General features: G+C 63.1%; 14 protein-coding genes. 4 read left to right on the top strand and 10 right to left on the bottom strand.

Annotated features, from left to right (window positions below):
* Positions 1 to 11: 11 nt before the first annotated feature.
* The 6 genes from prsR to AC1Q5S_RS11205 all read right to left on the bottom strand — a co-directional run bounded on the left by prsR (position 12) and on the right by AC1Q5S_RS11205 (position 9836).
* Complete coding sequence (gene prsR / locus AC1Q5S_RS11230; protein ID WP_422203939.1) at positions 12 to 1373, bottom strand: PEP-CTERM-box response regulator transcription factor; 1362 nt, start codon at positions 1371 to 1373, stop codon at positions 12 to 14.
* Entirely contained in the window at positions 1370 to 3463 is a 2094-nt protein-coding gene (gene prsK / locus AC1Q5S_RS11225) for an XrtA/PEP-CTERM system histidine kinase PrsK (protein WP_422203937.1), read from the bottom strand. The genes prsR and prsK overlap by 4 nt, the downstream gene beginning before the upstream one ends.
* 23 nt (positions 3464 to 3486) lie before the next feature.
* A complete protein-coding gene (locus AC1Q5S_RS11220; RefSeq protein WP_492238911.1) occupies positions 3487 to 4881 on the bottom strand; it encodes a TIGR03013 family XrtA/PEP-CTERM system glycosyltransferase in 1395 nt (464 codons plus the stop codon).
* A 146-nt stretch (positions 4882 to 5027) separates the two neighbouring features.
* Positions 5028 to 6659 carry an O-antigen ligase family protein gene (locus tag AC1Q5S_RS11215; RefSeq protein WP_492238910.1) on the bottom strand — a complete coding sequence of 544 codons (1632 nt, stop codon included), beginning with the start codon at positions 6657 to 6659 and terminating at the stop codon, positions 5028 to 5030.
* A gap of 347 nt (positions 6660 to 7006) precedes the next feature.
* Complete coding sequence (locus AC1Q5S_RS11210) at positions 7007 to 8212, bottom strand: pyridoxal-dependent decarboxylase, exosortase A system-associated (RefSeq protein WP_422203931.1); 1206 nt, start codon at positions 8210 to 8212, stop codon at positions 7007 to 7009.
* Positions 8184 to 9836 (bottom strand): acyl-CoA ligase (AMP-forming), exosortase A system-associated, encoded by a 1653-nt coding sequence (locus AC1Q5S_RS11205; protein ID WP_422203929.1) that lies wholly within the window; start codon positions 9834 to 9836, stop codon positions 8184 to 8186. Before AC1Q5S_RS11205 ends, AC1Q5S_RS11210 begins: the two co-directional genes overlap by 29 nt.
* A 103-nt stretch (positions 9837 to 9939) precedes the next feature.
* Between AC1Q5S_RS11205 and AC1Q5S_RS11200 the strand changes: the two genes are divergently transcribed.
* The 4 genes from AC1Q5S_RS11200 (at position 9940) to AC1Q5S_RS11185 (ending at position 12896) form a co-directional block, all read left to right on the top strand.
* Positions 9940 to 10200: an acyl carrier protein gene (locus tag AC1Q5S_RS11200; RefSeq protein WP_303838198.1), complete on the top strand. Its 261-nt coding sequence runs from the start codon at positions 9940 to 9942 to the stop codon at positions 10198 to 10200.
* Positions 10197 to 11048 (top strand): hydrolase 2, exosortase A system-associated, encoded by an 852-nt coding sequence (locus AC1Q5S_RS11195; RefSeq protein ID WP_422203926.1) that lies wholly within the window; start codon positions 10197 to 10199, stop codon positions 11046 to 11048. The genes AC1Q5S_RS11200 and AC1Q5S_RS11195 overlap by 4 nt, the downstream gene beginning before the upstream one ends.
* Positions 11045 to 11905 (top strand): hydrolase 1, exosortase A system-associated, encoded by an 861-nt coding sequence (locus tag AC1Q5S_RS11190; RefSeq protein WP_422203924.1) that lies wholly within the window; start codon positions 11045 to 11047, stop codon positions 11903 to 11905. Before AC1Q5S_RS11195 ends, AC1Q5S_RS11190 begins: the two co-directional genes overlap by 4 nt.
* Before the next feature lie 181 nt (positions 11906 to 12086).
* Entirely contained in the window at positions 12087 to 12896 is an 810-nt protein-coding gene (locus AC1Q5S_RS11185) for a PEP-CTERM sorting domain-containing protein (RefSeq protein WP_492238880.1), read from the top strand.
* A gap of 72 nt (positions 12897 to 12968) precedes the next feature.
* Here AC1Q5S_RS11185 and AC1Q5S_RS11180 read toward each other — a convergent pair whose 3' ends face one another.
* From AC1Q5S_RS11180 to AC1Q5S_RS11165, 4 genes are all read right to left on the bottom strand, one after another.
* A complete protein-coding gene (locus tag AC1Q5S_RS11180) occupies positions 12969 to 14018 on the bottom strand; it encodes a GNAT family N-acetyltransferase (RefSeq protein WP_422203920.1) in 1050 nt (349 codons plus the stop codon).
* Positions 14019 to 14040: 22 nt separating this feature from the next.
* The gene (locus AC1Q5S_RS11175) at positions 14041 to 15363 is read right to left on the bottom strand and encodes a UDP-glucose dehydrogenase family protein (protein ID WP_422203918.1); all 1323 of its coding nucleotides are present in this window, start codon (positions 15361 to 15363) and stop codon (positions 14041 to 14043) included.
* An 83-nt stretch (positions 15364 to 15446) separates the two neighbouring features.
* The gene (locus tag AC1Q5S_RS11170) at positions 15447 to 15812 is read right to left on the bottom strand and encodes a DMT family transporter (RefSeq protein ID WP_422203916.1); all 366 of its coding nucleotides are present in this window, start codon (positions 15810 to 15812) and stop codon (positions 15447 to 15449) included.
* On the bottom strand, positions 15809 to 17257 hold the full coding sequence (locus AC1Q5S_RS11165) for a UbiA family prenyltransferase (RefSeq protein WP_422203914.1): 1449 nt from the start codon (positions 17255 to 17257) through the stop codon (positions 15809 to 15811). Before AC1Q5S_RS11165 ends, AC1Q5S_RS11170 begins: the two co-directional genes overlap by 4 nt.
* Positions 17258 to 17622 lie beyond the last annotated feature (365 nt).

The following is a 17622-nucleotide window of genomic DNA, read 5'->3' as shown; positions in this document are numbered from 1 at the left end:
AGAGAAATTTTTCAGGGCTTGAGGCCCAGCCGGTGCATCAGGTCGTACAGCGTGGGACGGCTGACACCGAGCAGGTCGGCCGCCTTGGCCACCGTTCCGTCCGCCCGGGCAAGCGCCGCGATCACCGCCCGCTGCTCGGCCGCCTCGCGCGTCACGCGCAGGTCCAGCGATCGATCCCCCTCCGCGCCATCGGTGCCGGCAAACCCGACATCTTCGGCAGTGATCTGATTGCCATCGGCCATGATGGTGGCCCGCTTGATGCAATTTTCGAGCTCGCGGATGTTGCCCGGCCAGGGGTGCGCCTCGATGGCACGCAGCGCATCATCGGCCAGCGCCAGGTTGCGACGGTGCTCCTGACCGAACCGGCGCACGAAGGCGTGTGCAAGCAATGCCGCATCTCCCACCCGCGCGCGCAGGGGTGGTATCTCCACCACGATCTCAGCCAGGCGGTAATAGAGGTCTTCTCGAAACCGCCCCTCTTTGACGCATTGCGTGAGGTTCTGGTGGGTTGCACACACCACGCGCACATCGACGGCAATTTCCTGGCGACCGCCCACGCGCTCGACCACACGCTCTTGCAGGAACCGCAGCAGCTTGGCTTGCAAGGCCATGGGCATGTCCCCGATTTCATCGAGCATGAGCGTGCCTGCGTGCGCTGTCTCGATCTTGCCCGGCGTGGTCTTGGCAGCGCCTGTGAAAGCCCCTTTTTCGTAGCCGAAGAGTTCACTTTCCAGCAGGTTTTCAGGAATGGCGGCACAGTTGATGGCCACGAACTTGCCATTCCTGCGTTGGGACTGCTGGTGCAGGCCGCGCGCCAGCACCTCCTTGCCCGTGCCGCTTTCGCCCAGCAGCATGACAGAAGCATTGGTGTTGGCGACCTTTTCGATGGTGCGGCAAACGCGCAGCATCTGCGGGTCACGGGTCAACAGGCCCGCAAGCGCATCGGGTGTCTGCATCGCCTGCAACCGCCTGTTCTCGGCTTGCAATTGGTACAGCCTGAAGGCACGTTCCACGCCCAGATGGAGGACTTCAGGCTCAAACGGTTTGGCCAGGAAATCGTAGGCCCCCATGGCAACGGCCTTGAGCGCGTTGGACTGGTCATTTTGTCCGGTCAGCACGATTACCTTGATGTCGGGATCCGCGCCAAGAATCTGCTCCAGCAGCTTGAACCCTTCGGTGACCGAGTCGGCATCAGGGGGAAGGCCCAGGTCCATGGTCACGACAGCTGGCGCGTGCCGGCGCAATTGCGCCATGGCGCTTTCGCGATCATGGGCGGTGACGGATTCGAAACCATCCAGCGACCATTTGATCTGCTTTTGCAACGCCAGGTCATCCTCCACAATCAGCAGAGGCTGCAACTTGTCCGGACTCATGCCCCCTCCTGTGGATGTAAACCGAAATCACGACCGATCTCAAACAAGGGAAGCAGCAGACGCACCACGGTTCCCTTGCCTACCTTGCTGTCCACGGAAACCTTGCCGCCGAGTTCCTGCACGTACTGGAAACTCTCGTAAGTTCCAATGCCCATGCCTGCCTCCTTGGTGGTTTGAAACGGCTTGAACAGACGCGTCTGGACAAACTCCTCGGACATTCCCTGACCCTCGTCTCCCACCTCGACACGGGCATGGCTACCGAAACGATCCACTTTCACCCATACCCGGTCACCGGTATCCGTAGCGTCGAATGCGTTGTGCACCAAGTGCCCGATGATGCGCTCCAACCGGTCAGCCTGTCCACGGGTAAAGATCTGTGGCGCGACCTCCAGCTGCACGGTGCGCCCGCGGCGTAAGGCATTGGCCGCCAACCGTTCAGCGATCTTGCACAAATCCACGCCCACGGTCGCATCGCCGGACGCGGTGTCTCCGCGCAATTGCAGCATCAGCTGGCGCATGCGGTCCAGCGAGTTTTCTACCGTCATCAGCATGTCGGCCTGAAACTCCGGGTTGTTCTGCAGTCGCTTCGCGTTCTTGACCATGAGCGACAGCTGGGCAACGATATTTTTCAGATCGTGCACCACAAAGGCCGACATGCGATTGAACGCTTCAAATTTGCGCGACTCCAGCAGCGCCTCGGTGGCCTGTATTTGCGCAAGAAAGCTCGCAGCCTGGCGTCCGGCAGTTTTCAAAAGATCGGTGACCTCCCAATTGACGTCCACCAGCGTGCGCGGACTGGCCAGCAACACAAAGCCCAACAAATCGTTGCCTTGCCACAGCGGAACCAACAGCCAGGCCTGCGGGTACTCGGCCAGCCACTCGGGCAAACGCAAATCGCGGTAACGCCCGGGCGAAGCGCGGAACTCCTCCAGGTTGACCACCCACCCGGTGGCGCGCATGAAGGTGGGGAGTTCTGCATTCTTGTCCAGGGTCTGGGTGGTGGAGGCCAGATTCCACCGGGCCGCCTGCCGGTACTGCTCGTCTTCCGGGCGCAGCAGCCACAACGCGCCTGCGGGACTCTCCAGCATATCGGCAAGGCCCCGCACCACGTTCTGGCCCGCCTCCTGGGGGTGCGCCTGGCTTGACAGCGTGGCGGTGAACTTCAGCCATTCGTCGCGGTAGTCAAAACGGTAGCGGAAAAAATGCTTGCCCAGAAAGACGCGCAACTTGGCGCGCAAAGAGCCCGAAAGCGCCAACGCAAACGCAAGCACCAGGCCCACAAAAACCAGCCCCAATTGCAAGGCGCCACCCCATTCACCACCAAAATAGCGCACGTAGTAACCAACACCCGCCATAAACAGCAGGTACAGCCCCACCAGCGCCAGCGTCGCGGAGTGAAATACGACCTTGCGGGAGACGCGTATCTTGGCGATCCAGTTGCGGTGCCGCGTAGTGGCCAGCAGCAGAAACGGCACCATCAGCGCGTGCACGAACGGCCTCGCAGCAAAGGCATCAGGGTCCACCCCCTGAAAAAGCACACCTTGGGAAAACAGGTACAGGTCAAACAGGAAGATGCCCGCCAGTCCCAGGCAAACCGGTTTGGCGCTCCACAGCGAATCGTCAGGAAGATTGCGGAACAATTGTTCCACCAGGACCAGTCCGCCAAGTGCCAGCAACACCATGAGAAACATCTGCCCCACCACCCCGGCCAGGACACTCATGATCACCATCAACGCGGGCACACCCAGCAAGCCCGCCGCCGCAAACCCGGGCAACCACCGATACCACGGGCTATCCACCACACCCGCATCGGGCTTGAAAAAAAGGGCCAGAAAGGCACCCCAGCAGAGATAGCGCAGCAAGTCGGCCGACTGGGCCGCCAGCCACCACGCAGCGCTCACGGTCAGCGCCAGCCAGCTGAAACCACTCCAGATCACCGTCAGCAATGCAGCAGCAAGCATTGCCGCACCAATGCGATTGACCGGCACACGCAGATATTTCTGGCGGAGCAAGCGCAGTGCCAGCAAGGCGTAGGCCCCTGCCGATAAAGTCAAGCCCCAGTAAACCAGGGTAGCTTCACTGTTGTTCATGGCGATGCGAGGTGGGCCGATTTTTACTGCGCACCTTTGCCCGTCAGAACCACACCCACCGTTTCGAACAGAATGACCAGATCAAGAAACCAGGAATGGTTTTTGACGTAGTAAAGGTCGTATTGCAACTTGTGCTGCGTATCCTTGATCGATGCTCCATAGTGATAGCGAACCTGGGCCCATCCGGTTAATCCTGGTTTGATGCCATGCCGCAATGCGTAGTAAGGAATTTCGAGCGTGAGGCGGTCCACAAAATAGGGGCGTTCAGGCCGGGGCCCCACCAGGCTCATGTCGCCCTTGAGCACGCACAACAGCTGGGGGAGTTCATCGATGCGCAATTTTCGAATGATTTTTCCAACGCGCGTGATCCGCGCATCTTGGGCACTGGCCCAGCGGGGCGTGCCGTCTTTTTCCGCATCGTTGCGCATGCTGCGGAACTTGATCACATTGAAAATCCGGCCGTTGAGTCCGACGCGCTCCTGGCGATAGAGAACAGGCCCACCACTTTCGAGATAAATCAAGAGCGCCGTGACAAGCATCACGGGAGAGGAGAGTGACAGCAACACCATCGCCCCCACCATGTCAAACAGCCATTTGACAATCGAGCGCACCCATCCCTGCTTGAACCCGTCGCCAAAAATCAGCCATCCTGCAGACACTGCATCCAGATGGATCTGCCCCAGGAACTGCTCGAAATGGGTGGCGATGTCGATGACCTGAATACCATTGAGCTTGCAGTCGAGCAATTCACGCATCGGCATACTCCCGCCGCGGCGCTCATTCAGGGCCACCACAATTTCATCCACATGGTGATTTTTCACCACATCGGTCAGTGTTTTCCCGGAAGAAAGAATGTTGCGCTCGGAAACGCTGGGTTCTTTTTCCTGGGGCCCGGAAAAATAACCGACCAATTCGATCCCCGGATCATTGGCCTGTAACGATTGACCCACGATGCACGCACGTGGCCCCGTGCCAAACACCAGGACACGCTGGTGCGTGTACGACACAGGCAATATTTCGCCCCCGAATAATCGAATGATCAGCAGCCCGCTGACGATCAACAGCAGTGCCACCAATGCCTGTTCATTCTGGTAAGGGGACTGCAGCGGCAAGAGGAACAAGATCCCGCTGGCAATCGCCATCGAGAACAGAAAGGAAAGCACAGCCCGCGCCCGGACCTGACCCACGGTCAGTTTGCTGGGGCGCTCATACAGGCCAAGAGCGAAATTCACGGTGAGAATACCGACGGCCATCAACCCCCCCCGTATGACTCCCGAGGCGATCGCAGCAACATTGAACATGCCCATCCCTGCCTGCATCGTCAACGAGACAATCAACGTGCCGACGATCAGCACCGAATACAGCAGGACCTGCAACATGGTGCGCCGGTGAAAATAATGGCTGAAAATTTTGATCATTGCCACGCCCTGCCAAATCCGATTGCCGGATGCCAAAACACGTGCCAGTAAATCGCCCTCGTTCGGCAATTCATGAAACAAGGCGTTTGCGCTGCATCCCAATGCTCGACATGTCAAAAGTTGCTTGACAACCCAATGAATCCGAGTCAATCACTATCTCTCATCGGATTCAATACACTGTGGTTCAGTGATGGGTCGCGAACCAGGGTTGATACGATAAGCAACAGCCAAAGCATAATGGATACGCGTGGAATTTCAATGGTGCTAATTACCGCTCCAATCAGGAGGGTAGTAGCCATTGAAACGCCCGCCACAAGGGCCAAAGCGTTTTTCCGGGCAACACCTTGAGCGGCCCGCATCAGCGCCCCAACCGCCAATGCGGCCAGCACCACCCATCCCAGCAACCCACGTTCGATCAACAGTTCCAGCAGCATGTTGTCGATATGCCAGGGCAGGAAGTTCGCGTGGGCGATGCTGCTCCAGTGCCGCGGCCCTTGTGCAAAAACTGCATTCTTGAGCATCTGCCGGCCCTGTGGATCGATCAGTTCCACCGCGTCCAGGCGCACAGGCGTCTTTGCCTGCACCACCGTGATCGACAGCACACCCTCTCTCCAGGCAGAAAGGGCCCCCTCCGGCGCAAAAGCGGGGCCCTGCAAACGCCATTCCAGCCAGCCGCCCGCTTCATCGCCCGATGCAAGCACATGGTGCATTTGCTCCTGGCACCGGAAGGAGTACAGCAGATGCCGCTCACACAGCTGAACCTTCAACAGCGCGGACGCCCCGGCGTACCCGTGCAAGCGAACGCTGTAGGCGCCACCCGGCGCCAATGCCACGCGCTGGGTGAGCGCCAGCTCGCCCCTGCCCCCCGGTCGTGCGGGCCCCGAAAGCCACACCTGGCTGCTGCCATTCGTACCGCGCACCCAGCGCACCTGGCCTGGCAAGGCCCCCTCCATGGTCTGCGTGCTGGAATGCGCCGGCAACCGCCCCACCCCCAGCCCAAGGACCCACTGGCTGGGCGTCTTCAACAAGTCCACACCGCGCTGCCAATGGGCCAATCGCTGGTAGAGGTCTTTATCGGATCGGGCCAGCCGCCCCGGCATGAATGAGCCGCCCAGCAAAACACCCAGCGCTTCCACCACCAACGCCACCAGCAGGCACACCATTGCCCGCCGATGCCCTACAGAACCATCCGGCGCAACAAGGCGATATTTGTGAGCCAACACGGTCAGTGCCATCCATGCCAGCGCCACAGACAGATAAACGCCGCGTGAGTACGTCATGAGAACCGCATAGATCGACACCAGCACCAGCGCCGCCGCCGCGCACCAGCGCCAGCCATGGGGGGCAGTCCATGCCGCCCACCATGCGAACGGCAATGCCAACGCCAGATAGACGTCGATGGCGCCGCCGCCGACATGCATTTCCCAGAACCAGGCCGTAATGCGATAGTGGTCGCTAAAGTCCAGACCACCCACGTAAACGCCGCGCTCCCACACCACCGCGGCGCAGACCAGTGCCAGCCCGGCGACCATGCCCCGCGCCAGCCGCAGGGGGGCACCCTCGCCCGCGCGGTACAGCGCGGGCATCAGCAGCAGCCCCCACACCAGGCTCTTGGCCACACGCAGCGTATTGCCGGGCAGGTCGTAGTCCCCATAAACCCCGTGGGCCCACAGGTCCGCCAGCAATGCGGTCCACGGCGCGGCGCCACGCGCATCGTCCAAGCCGCGCCACACGCCCAGCAGCAGCACCGGTGGCAGCACCCGGTACACCCAACGCATGCTGCGCGGCGTGCAGTGGAAAACGGCGGCGGGTCTGCGCCATGCATCCAGGCTCCAGCGCAGGTAGGCGCCGCCCATGGCAGCAAGTATCAGCAGGTCGGATTCGTCCACCAGCCACCAGCCCGTCCAGGGTGCGAAACTGGCCACCGGCAAAAACGCTGGCAACAGGAACCACAGGTCGCCAGGCCGCCAGGCGGCCCAGGCCACCACGGTGCACAGCACCACCACGGCCAGAGCGGGCGCCACGGGGTGCTGACCGGCGACACCCAGGGCTGCTGCCGCGAAGCATAAGCCGCACAAGCCCGGCATGCCCGCACGGACAGCGGCGGACGTTGCGTTGCGTGCTTCTACACCAGCACTTCGGGACATGGCGGATGCCCCAAAAAGGCCTGCGGGCTGGCCGTCGCGCCATAGGCCCCGGACTGGAACACCACCACCAGGTCACCGGGCTGCGCCACAGCCAGTTCCATCCAGTCGGCCAGCACATCCAGCGGGGTGCACAACGGCCCCACGACGCAGGCGCTCTCGCGCCCGGGCGCCTGCAGCCGGTTTCCAATCACCACCGGGTAGTTGCGCCGGATCACCTGGCCAAAATTTCCCGACGCAGCCAGATGCTGGTGCATGCCACCGTCGGTCACCAGGAACACTTGTCCACGCGACACCTTGCGGTCAATCACCCGCGCCACATAAATGCCCGCCTCGCCCACCAGATAACGCCCCAGTTCCAGCACCAGCCGCGCCGCAGGCAGCGCACGCCCCAGGTCGGCCTGCACCCGTGCCAGGGCATCGGCCACGGGAGCGAGGTCCAGCGCGTGCTCGCCCGGGAAATACGGTATGCCCCAGCCGCCGCCCAGGTTGACGTGGCGTACGGGGGCGGGTGCATCCTGCGCCAGGCGCAGCACCAGGTCGAGCGAGCGGCGCAGGCTCTCCGCAATCACGTTGCCACGCAGGTTCTGCGAGCCCGGATAGAGATGGAAACCCTCGAACGCCACGCCGTGCGGCACCATGCCGCGCAACAAGGCCGGCACCTGCTCGGCGTCGATCCCGAAGGGCTTGGGGCCGCCACCCATGTGCATGCCGGCACCGCGCAATTCGAAATCCGGATTGATGCGCAGTGCCACGCGCGCCGGCCGCCCCAGCGCCTGCGCGGCATCGGCCAACACCCGCAGTTCGCGCGCCGACTCCACATGCAACAACACCCCTGCGGCCACGGCCCGGCGCAACTCGGCATCGCTTTTACCCGGCCCCGCAAAGCCCACGGACTGGACATCCGCGCCGGCATCCAGCGCCAGCTTGAGTTCGCCAGCCGAAGCCACGTCCATGCCATCGACCAGCGGGCGCACAAAGCCCACCAGGGCCGGCATGGGGTTGGCCTTGATGGCGTAGTGCAGGTGCACGCCTTGCGGCAGCACCTGCCGCACGGCTGCGATGCGCGCCGCGATCAGCGCGCGGTCGTATGCGTAAAAAGGCGTCTGGCCGACCCGTTCGGCCAGCAAGGACAGCGGCATGCCGCCGACCTGCAGTTCATCGCGGGAGGTGTCGAATCGATCCATATTCCTGTATCCAGCGTTGGCGGTCCAGCTTGCCATTGGGGCTGCGCGGCAGGGGTTGGCGGACCCATTCCAGTGCTTTGGGCAGCATGTACGCGGGCAGATGCGCGCGGCAATGCGCCAGAAGGGCCGCGCTGTCCGCGCCGGCGTTGCCGCTGGCCTCGGGCGAAGCCAGCAACGCCGCACAGATGGCGCTGCCCAGCGCCTCGTCGGGCACCGCATGCACCAGCGCTTCGGCAACCAGGCCGCTGGAATACAGCACCTCTTCCACCTCGGTGGGACTGACGCGGTAGCCCGATGTCTTGATCATCTCGTCGCGCCGGCCCACAAAATACAGGAACCCATCGGCATCGCGACGCACCGTATCGCCCGAGTACACCGCCCGCTCTGGCGCCCGCCAGTCGCCACCCGCAGGCAGCAGATCCGCAGGCCAGGGCCTGAAACGCTGCACGGTCGCCTCGGGTTGCCGCCAGTAGCCCAGGGCCACCAGCGGGCCGCGATGCACCAGCTCGCCAGGCTCGTTGACGGCACACTCGCTGCCGTCTTCGCGCAGCACGCGCACATCGGCATTCGGTATCGCCCGCCCGATGGAATCGGGCCGCCGGTCCACCTCGTCGGGTGGCAGAAACGTGGAACGAAACGCCTCGGTCAGTCCATACATCAGAAAGGGCGAAGCTGCGGGCGCCAGGTCGCGCAAGCGCTGCAGCGTGGCCCGGGGCATGCGCCCGCCGGTGTTGGCCCAATAGCGCAGATGTTGCGCGGCACCGGCCGGCCAGTCCAGCGCCGCCAGCTGCATGTACAGCGGCGGCACTGCCGTCAGGCCCGTGACCCGCTCGCGCACCATGGCCTGCAACACATCGCGCGGCAACAGGTAGTTGAGCAGCACCACGCGCGCGCCCACCAGAAAGGCCGTGGTGAGCTGGCTGAACCCGGCATCGAAGGACAGTGGCAGCACTGCCAGCAAAGTGTCATCGGCGTGGTTGTGCAGATAGCTCGCAACACTGGTGGCGCCGGCCACCAGATTGCGGTGCGACAGCACCACCCCCTTGGGCTGGCCCGTGCTGCCGGAGGTGTAAAAAATCACCGCCACATCCATGTCCAGCAACCGGGGCGGCGCAACCGGCTGACTGGCCAGCACATCGGACCAGGCATGCACGCCAACGTGCACCGAAAAAACATCTGGAGCGGCCGGCGGGTGCCCATCACACAGCACCACATGCCGCAGCCCGGGGCAGTTGGCCAGCACCGGGGCCAAAACCGCCAGGCGCGCAGCGGATGTCACCAGCACCTGCGCTTGCGCATCTTGCAGAATGTGCGCCACCTGCCCCGCCTTCAGCAAGGGATTCACGGGCACCAGCACACCGCCTGCGGCAGGTGCAGCAAAGCTGGCCACCACGGTTTCCACCCGCTTTTCGAGGTACACCACCACGCGGGCCCCGCGCTCCAGCCCCAGGGCCAGCAGGCCCGCCGTGCAGCGCTCCATCTGCGACTGCAGGTCGCCATACGACAGGTGCACCCCCTCCACCGTCAAGGCCCGGTGATCCGGCCAACAGGCGGCCGCCCGGGCCGGCAGCTCGTGCAGCAAAACGGGGGGCACTCCGCTGTGAAAATCCGGCGCTTGGGGCATGTGGCGGATGGTAAGTCATTGCCATGCTTCCCAGTGGCCCGCCCCACGCAACCCGCGGCCTGCCTAGAATCCATCCGCAACCCCGCCACACACCCCACCCGCCATGAACCTGACCGATCAAGTCCTTCACGTGCTCGACAGCGCACTCAGCCTGCAAGGTCGCACCGCGGGTTTCACGCGCGACACCCCGCTGCTGGGCGCCCTGCCGGAGCTCGACTCCATGGCCGTGCTGGCACTGCTCACCGGTCTGGAAAACCACTTCGGCATCACCTTCAGCGATGAAGACCTCCGTGGCGCGGTGTTCGCCACCGTGGGCAGTCTGAGCGACCTGGTGGGGCAGGCGCTGGCCCGGCAGGACCCATGAGCCTTGTCGGGCGCGCCACCCTGCCGCAGGCATTTTTCTTGCCGACCGACACCGGGCTGCGCTTTTGCCTGTTCCACCCTCCGCAGGGTGATGCCCGCCGGGGTTGCGTGCTGTATCTGCACCCGTTTGCCGAAGAGCTCAATGGCACGCGGCGCGTGGTTGCTCAGCAAGCGAGGGCGCTGGCGCAAGCCGGCTACGGCGTGCTGCAGATCGATCTGCTGGGCTGTGGCGACAGCGAAGGCGACTTTGCCGATGCCACCTGGCAGGCCTGGCTGCAGGACGCGCGGCTGGCCCACCGCTGGCTGCAAGAACACGCCAGGGGCCCGCTGTGGCTATGGGGCCTGCGCGCCGGCGCCCTGCTCGCCACGGCGCTTGCAAGCGAGCTGGCCGATCCTTGCCATTTGCTGCTGTGGCAGCCGACCCTCAGCGGGCAGCAGCAGCTGCAACAATTTCTGCGCCTGCACACAGCCAGCCAGTGGCTTGGCACTGGCAACGCCAACGGGCCGCCGCCAGCGTACCTGCTCGACAAGGACCAGTCCGTGGACATTGCCGGCTACACCCTGACACCAGCGCTGGCGCAGGGTCTGGCTGCGGCGCGGCTGCAGCCCTCCCAGCGGCTCCCAGGTCGGCTGGTCTGGCTGGAGTTGTCAGCCCAGGCAGAGCCCATGCTGACTCCGGCCTCAGTCCAGCAGCTCGCCCTTTGGCGCGACGCAGGCTGGGCGGTGTCTGCACTGGCGCTCACGGGCCCGCTTTTCTGGCAAACCGTGGCCCACGATGAAGCACCCGCCCTGTTGCAGGCAACGCTCGACATGCTCCACGGAGCAGGCACGCAGGTGAAGACGCCATGAACTGCCAAGAACAACCCCTGGTCATCCCCGGCCCCAACGCGCAAGACATGCTGGGCATCGTCAGCCTGCCCGCACCGGACACACCCCAGTCCAGCATGGGCGTGGTGATTGTCGTGGGCGGCGCGCAATACCGAGCGGGCAGCCACCGGCAGTTCGTGCAACTTGCCCGATTCCTGGCTGCCGCAGGCTACCCGGTGTTGCGCTTTGACTTTCCCGGCATGGGGGACAGCCCAGGCGATCCCGTGCCCTTTGAAGACTCCGCCCCCCACATTGCCGCAGCCATCGACGCCTTGTGCAGCCACCCCGTGAAGGTGAACAGGGCCGTGCTCTGGGGCCTGTGCGACGGAGCCTCGGCCAGCCTGCTCTACCTGCAGGCCAGGCATGACCCGCGGGTGACGGGACTGGTGCTGCTCAACCCCTGGGTACGCTCCGACGCCGGACTGGCCCGCGCACGGGTCAAGCACTACTACCGCCAGCGCCTCCTGGAACCCGCTTTCTGGCGCAAACTGGTCGCCGGCGGGGTGGGCTGGCAGGCGCTGCGTGGCCTGGGGAGCAACCTGCGCACCATGCGGAAAAAATCGCCCCAAACGATCACATTTCAAGAGCGCATGGCGCAAGGTTGGCAGGCGTTTCCTGGGCCTATCCTGCTATTGCTGAGCGAGCGCGACCTCACGGCACTGGAATTCGTCGAACACGCAAACACCCGCAGCGGCTGGGTCGGCTGGTCCCGAAAAGCAGCACTCATCCGGCACACACTGCCCCTGGCCGATCACACCTGCTCCACACCCCAGTCACAGCAATCCGTGCAAGCCCTGGTACGGGACTGGCTGGACCCACTCGTACGCCCATTCACTTGAGCGCCTCATCGGTGGAAAAACCGATGGCGGCTTGGCATCTGCGGATCTTCTGGGGTAACCCGCCTGTGCACGCACACCACCCAGATTCGAACCACGCTCGCAGGCATGGAGGGAAAAAACAGCCCTGGTGGCGGGCAATCAACACGCCCACCGGGACACCGTCGAAATTTATTACATCCGAATGGATAGACAACACGAAATTTATCGCAAGTCCTTGATTTTATTTGATTTTCAAAATTGGCATGCAACATGCATTCTCAGCGTAAACCGCAATCCCGCGGTCTCTGCAGCACCTTTTGAACTCAAGGAGCACGATATGAAATTCCTTCGCCAAACCCTGTCAGCAGGCGCACTGGCAGTGGCCGCGCTGGTTGCGGCACCTGCCCATGCAACGTTCGTCGGATCGATTCCCGGAGGAGCCGCCACCAACGACTACCTTGCGGCCATTGGCAGTGGTCCCGTGGAGGGTTGGTTCAACGCAAACCTCTATCTGCTCGGAGGTCCCGCCAACATTTCTGTGCAGTATTTCGGCGCAGAAGCTGGCTATAGCAACTCCTTCGATTTTGGGGCCTGCGGATTTGACCACCTTGGAGGGAACACAATCACTGGAGCCCAAGTCGGCTCAACTTGCAACTTGGCCAATGTTGCCTCTGGCCTGCTCAACTTTTACTTCTCGGGGCTGGGCGGTGCACCGAATCTTGTCAACGGAGCCAACGACGGCAATGTGGCGTTGGCGGTGCCCAACTTTTTCGTCACACTCGGCAATACCTTCGACACGACCATCAATGGCAGCACCCCTGGCTCAGGTCAGGTTGCCTGGCTCTTCCTGGATGACGGCGGCGCCAGTGGTGACGACAACCACGACGACATGGTCATCAGGCTGGCCCTTACAGGAGGCAGCTTCCAGGTTCCGGAACCAACCAGCCTCGCACTGCTCGGCGTTGCCTTGCTTGGCCTGGGTGCTAGCCGCCGGAAATCAGCTGCCAAATGAATAGCAAGGAGTCTCTCTGCGCCCGCTCTCCAAAGGCCTGAAAACAAAAAGGGAACGCGAACACGTTCCCTTTTACGTTTCACGAGGTGCCCATGGTTTCTTTTGCTTGACCACAACCGGCAGCCGCTGGACCATCCGCCCCATCCACGCCCCCATAGAATGCCGACCACCCGCCCATAAACCGTGCAAACTGCGCGGATCGAAAGCCACCAGCCCCACACGCTCGCGGCGCTGGGCCATCCAGTCGCGCTTGTAGGCGTCGTCACCGCTGAGATAGTCGACCTCCCGCACCCCATCCACGTCCATGGCATGCGCCATCAGTGCCGCCGTGAGGACCGAGCCGGGCGACAAGCGGTCTTGCCCCTTCACATAAGCCAGTTTGTAGATATTGGCCTTGCCGCCATGCACCAGCCAGACCTGCGCGGCCAAGGGCTGCTCGCCCAGCCACAGCACGCCCAGCCGCAACCAGCCTTCGTGCGCGGCAGTGCGTACCAGCCCTGGCATGAAGCCGGGACAAGGCTCCGGCTGCTTCCAGCTTTGGGCATAGACCGCCTGGTACGCGGCCAAGGCCCGGTCCACGTCGGTCGATGCCCCGGTATGGATGTCGATGCGCCAGGTTCCCGCACGGTCGAGCCGGCGCCGGCCCCGCTCCACACTGTGGCGCAGCGCCGACGGCCGCTGCTGCCAATACGCAGCAAACCCGCCTTGCGGAACGATTTGGTAGTGGTTACCGAAACAAAAAAACCGGTCGGTCCAGTATCCGGCAGCTTGCAGCCCGCCCTGCAGCGCCGCCAGCCACGCGCTGTCGGCATCCAGCGGCTGCAGACGCAGCACGGCGCCACCCGGCAGTTGCCGCAGTGCCTTTGCAAACGCTTGCCACTGCTGGGCAGAAAGCTCGCCAACCGCTTGCGCCGAGCCCACCGGGCCATAGAGGCAACTGTAGTAGTTGCCCAGCGCAGCCAGCGGCTGACCGGGCGCCTGCTGCATCAGGTGCAGGTGTGCAGTGCCCGCCCCCAACGACACAGGCAGCGAACATGTCCAGTGCCGGTGGGGCGCCCGCTCGAAACCATGGGCCCGCAAATTGGCAAACCAGGCCTCGGTCTCGAACACGTCGCCGGGCATGCCGTCGCCCTGCCCTGTTCGCTCAGCGGCCGATGGCCAGGTAGTCGAACCCCCGGCTGCGCACCCAGGCAGGGTCGTAAAGGTTGCGGCCATCCACGATGAGTGGCTGCTTGAGCCGCGCCTTGAGAAGTTCAAAGTCAGGGCTGCGGAACTCTTTCCATTCCGTCACGATGACCAGCGCGTCCGCCCCCTCCAGGGCCTCGTTGGGCGTCTGCGCATAGCGGATGCGCGGCTCGTCCCCCAGCACGCGCTGTGCCTCCGACATTGCCACCGGGTCGTAGGCGGTGACGGTGGCCCCGGCAGCCAGCAGGTCGGCCAGCAGCTCCAAACTGGGCGCTTCGCGCATGTCGTCGGTATTGGGCTTGAACGCCAGGCCCCACACCGCAAAATGCCGACCCGAGAGGTCTTCACCCAGCCGCCGCTTGATCTTGTGGCCCAGCACATGTTTTTGCGCGGCGTTGGCGTCTTCAACCGCCGTGAGCACCTTCAGGCTCAGGCCTGCATCGGCCGCCGCGGTCTTGATGAGGGCTTTCACGTCCTTGGGAAAACACGAACCGCCGTAGCCGCAGCCCGGGTACAGAAAGTGATAGCCGATGCGCGGGTCTGAGCCCATGCCCTGGCGCACCATTTCAATGTCGGCACCCAGCTTTTCGGCCAGATTGGCCAGCTCGTTCATGAAGCTGATGCGCGTGGCCAGCATGGCGTTGGCGGCGTATTTGGTCAGCTCGGCGCTGCGGGCATCCGTCACGACCAAGCGATCCCGGTTGCGCTGAAACGGCGCGTACAGCGCACGCATGAGCAAAATGGCCTGCTCGTCGGAGGCGCCGACGATGATGCGGTCCGGGCGCATGAAATCCTCGACCGCCGCACCTTCCTTGAGAAACTCGGGATTGGACACCACCGCATAAGGTGTCTGCGCGCCACGCTGGCGCAGTTCGTCGGCAATGGCGGCATGCACCTTGTCGGCCGTGCCCACAGGCACCGTGCTCTTGTTCACCACGACCTTGTAGTCGGTCATGAGGCGGCCGATATTGCGCGCCGCAGCCAGCACATATTGCATGTCGGCCGAGCCGTCTTCATCGGGCGGCGTACCCACCGCAATGAACTGCAGGGTGCCATGCTGCACGGCGCGCGCCACATCCGTGGTGAAGTGCAAGCGGCCGGCCGCTACATTGCGCTGCACCATGTCCTGCAAGCCGGGTTCATAAATGGGGATCCCCCCCGTCTCCAGCACCCGGATCTTCTCCTGGTCGAGATCCAGGCACAGCACATCGTTGCCCACCTCGGCGAGGCAGGCCCCGCTGACCAGCCCCACATACCCTGTCCCGATGACTGTGATTTTCATGACGCCTCATTAAAAAACTGTGCCGCGCTGGAATGCCAAAAGGCATCATAGCGACGCCGCTCCATCCAGCGGCCGGTGGATTTTCAGGACTGTGCCACCAGAAAAACCCCCGCACAAATCAATGCAACCCCGCCCGCGCGCAACGGGGATACCTGCTCGCCCAACGCGAACCCCACCACCACCGTGAGGGCGAACCCCAGACCGACGAGCGGATAGGCCTTGCTGACATCCCATTTCGACAGCACGCCCAGCCAGATGACGGCCCCCAGGCCATACAACACAAATCCCCCCAGCACATATTGGTTGGCCATCACCGAGACCAGATGGACCAGCGAATGCGGCTGCGCCATCGCATCCCGCACCCCCGGGTCCGACATGCCAGCCTTCAGCAAGAACTGCGCAGCCACCGACAGCGCGACGCTCAGCAGGGCAATCGCAAAGGTGTTCATGGATAAAGCTCCCAAGTGAAAAAATGCGCTGCCATGGCTGCAGCGATCATGGCCAGCACCGTCAGGCGGCTGCCACGGTTCTTGAGGGCATAGACAACCGGGTCATCGTGCATCTCCCCACGCGATGTCTTGATCCACAGGCGTGCCATCCAGTACACCAAGCCGATGGCCACGAACCACAACATTTGCGGGGTGGCGTAGCGCGCCTGGGTCTCGGGCGCGCTGATGAACAGGCCGAACACCACCACGGCACACAGCGCTGCGCCCACACCCAGTGGCCACAGCACCACCAGATCGCTTACCCGGTAATCGCGTCCACGGGTCGCACCCGCGCCGGCGTCTTTCAACGACACCAGTTCCGCACAGCGCTTGACCAAGGCCAGGCTCAGAAATATGAATGCCGAAAAGGCCAACAGCCAGGAACTGGTGATCGCACCGATCGCCACCGAGCCTGCCAGTATGCGAATGGTGTAGAGAAGCGACAGCATGAGCACGTCCATCAACACGTATTCCTTGATCACCCAGCTGTAGAAGCTGGTCAATACCAGGTACGTCACCAGCATCCCGAGAAATCCTTGCGACACGGCACTGGCCAGGCCAAGGGCCAACACCAGCGCGATGCCCGCCACCAGCAGCCCCTGCAGAATCGGCAGCGCGCCGCTGGCAAAGGGACGCAGGCGTTTGCGGGGGTGAGCGCGGTCACTTTCGAGATCCCACAGGTCGTTGACGATATAGGTGGCGGATGCGGCGAGGGAAAACGCGGCAAAGGCCAGCGCCATGCTGGCCAGCTTGTCCATGCGGGTGAATTCGAACGTGGTGAGCAGCGGAACGAACAGCAACAGATTCTTGATCCACTGGTGTACCCGCAGGGCCCGCAGCCACACTGCCATGCCGCTGGCCGGCTTCGGGTACTCGCGCTCGATGGGCACTGCGCGCCGCACCTGGGCCGCTGTACGGTGCGCCACACCCACCAGAATTGCCGCCTGGGCCTGCTTCCAGATCGGCAGATCGGCGCTGCCATCGCCGGCATAGACAAACGCCTCGCCCACTTGTGCCTGAATCGCCTGGAGTTTCGTCCGGCCTTTCAGATTGTTGCCACCGTGGGTGGAAAGCACCTTGTCGAAAATCCCCAGGTGCCTTGCCACCCCCTGGGCGGTGGTGTGGTGCGCCGCCGTGGCAAGGACGATTTCCCGCCCCCTGGATTTCTCTGCGCGCAGGTACTCCAGCAGCGGTGTGCAATAGGGAATGTTTTCAGCGTCGAGGGTGACGCGGGACGCAATGGCCTCCTTGAACCCTGCCCGGCCACGCATCAGCCACAAAGGCAAGCGCAAAACGCTCCACGGAGAACGCTTGAGCAGTCGGACCAAGGACTCCAGCAAGGTGTCCGTGGGCGTAAGGGTGCCGTCCAAGTCCACGACCAGAGGCAAGTTCGATGTCTGGACCACTCTCCCCTCCTCCATGAAGTGAGGCCCGTTGTAGCAGATAACCCTTCAGGCACATCGCTCTTTTTGCCTGCCACAAACAATAATTCAAAAGAAACAGCAACTAATGCAGAACAGCAAAGCACCAACAGCTATTTAATCAATAGCAATGGAAGCGCACTTTTAGACAAATTACCGCCCTCCAGCAACGCCCTGGGCTGTTGGCGCCGCATCGAAATGCGGCGCAAAGCGCAGGTTTTTTGTTCCGGTTCACGGGGATATGTTTGAAAATGTTTCCATTACAGGGTGCAGCGCAAACCTCCCACACGGCCCCAGCAAACCCGCCCCAGCCGCAAGGTCCACCGAAGATCCCGATACCTCGCTGTTGC

Source organism: Acidovorax sp. GW835-FHT14B10, assembly GCF_058793725.1.
Note: the sequence above shows the minus strand (reverse complement) of the source record. Positions and strands in the feature narration are given on the sequence as shown.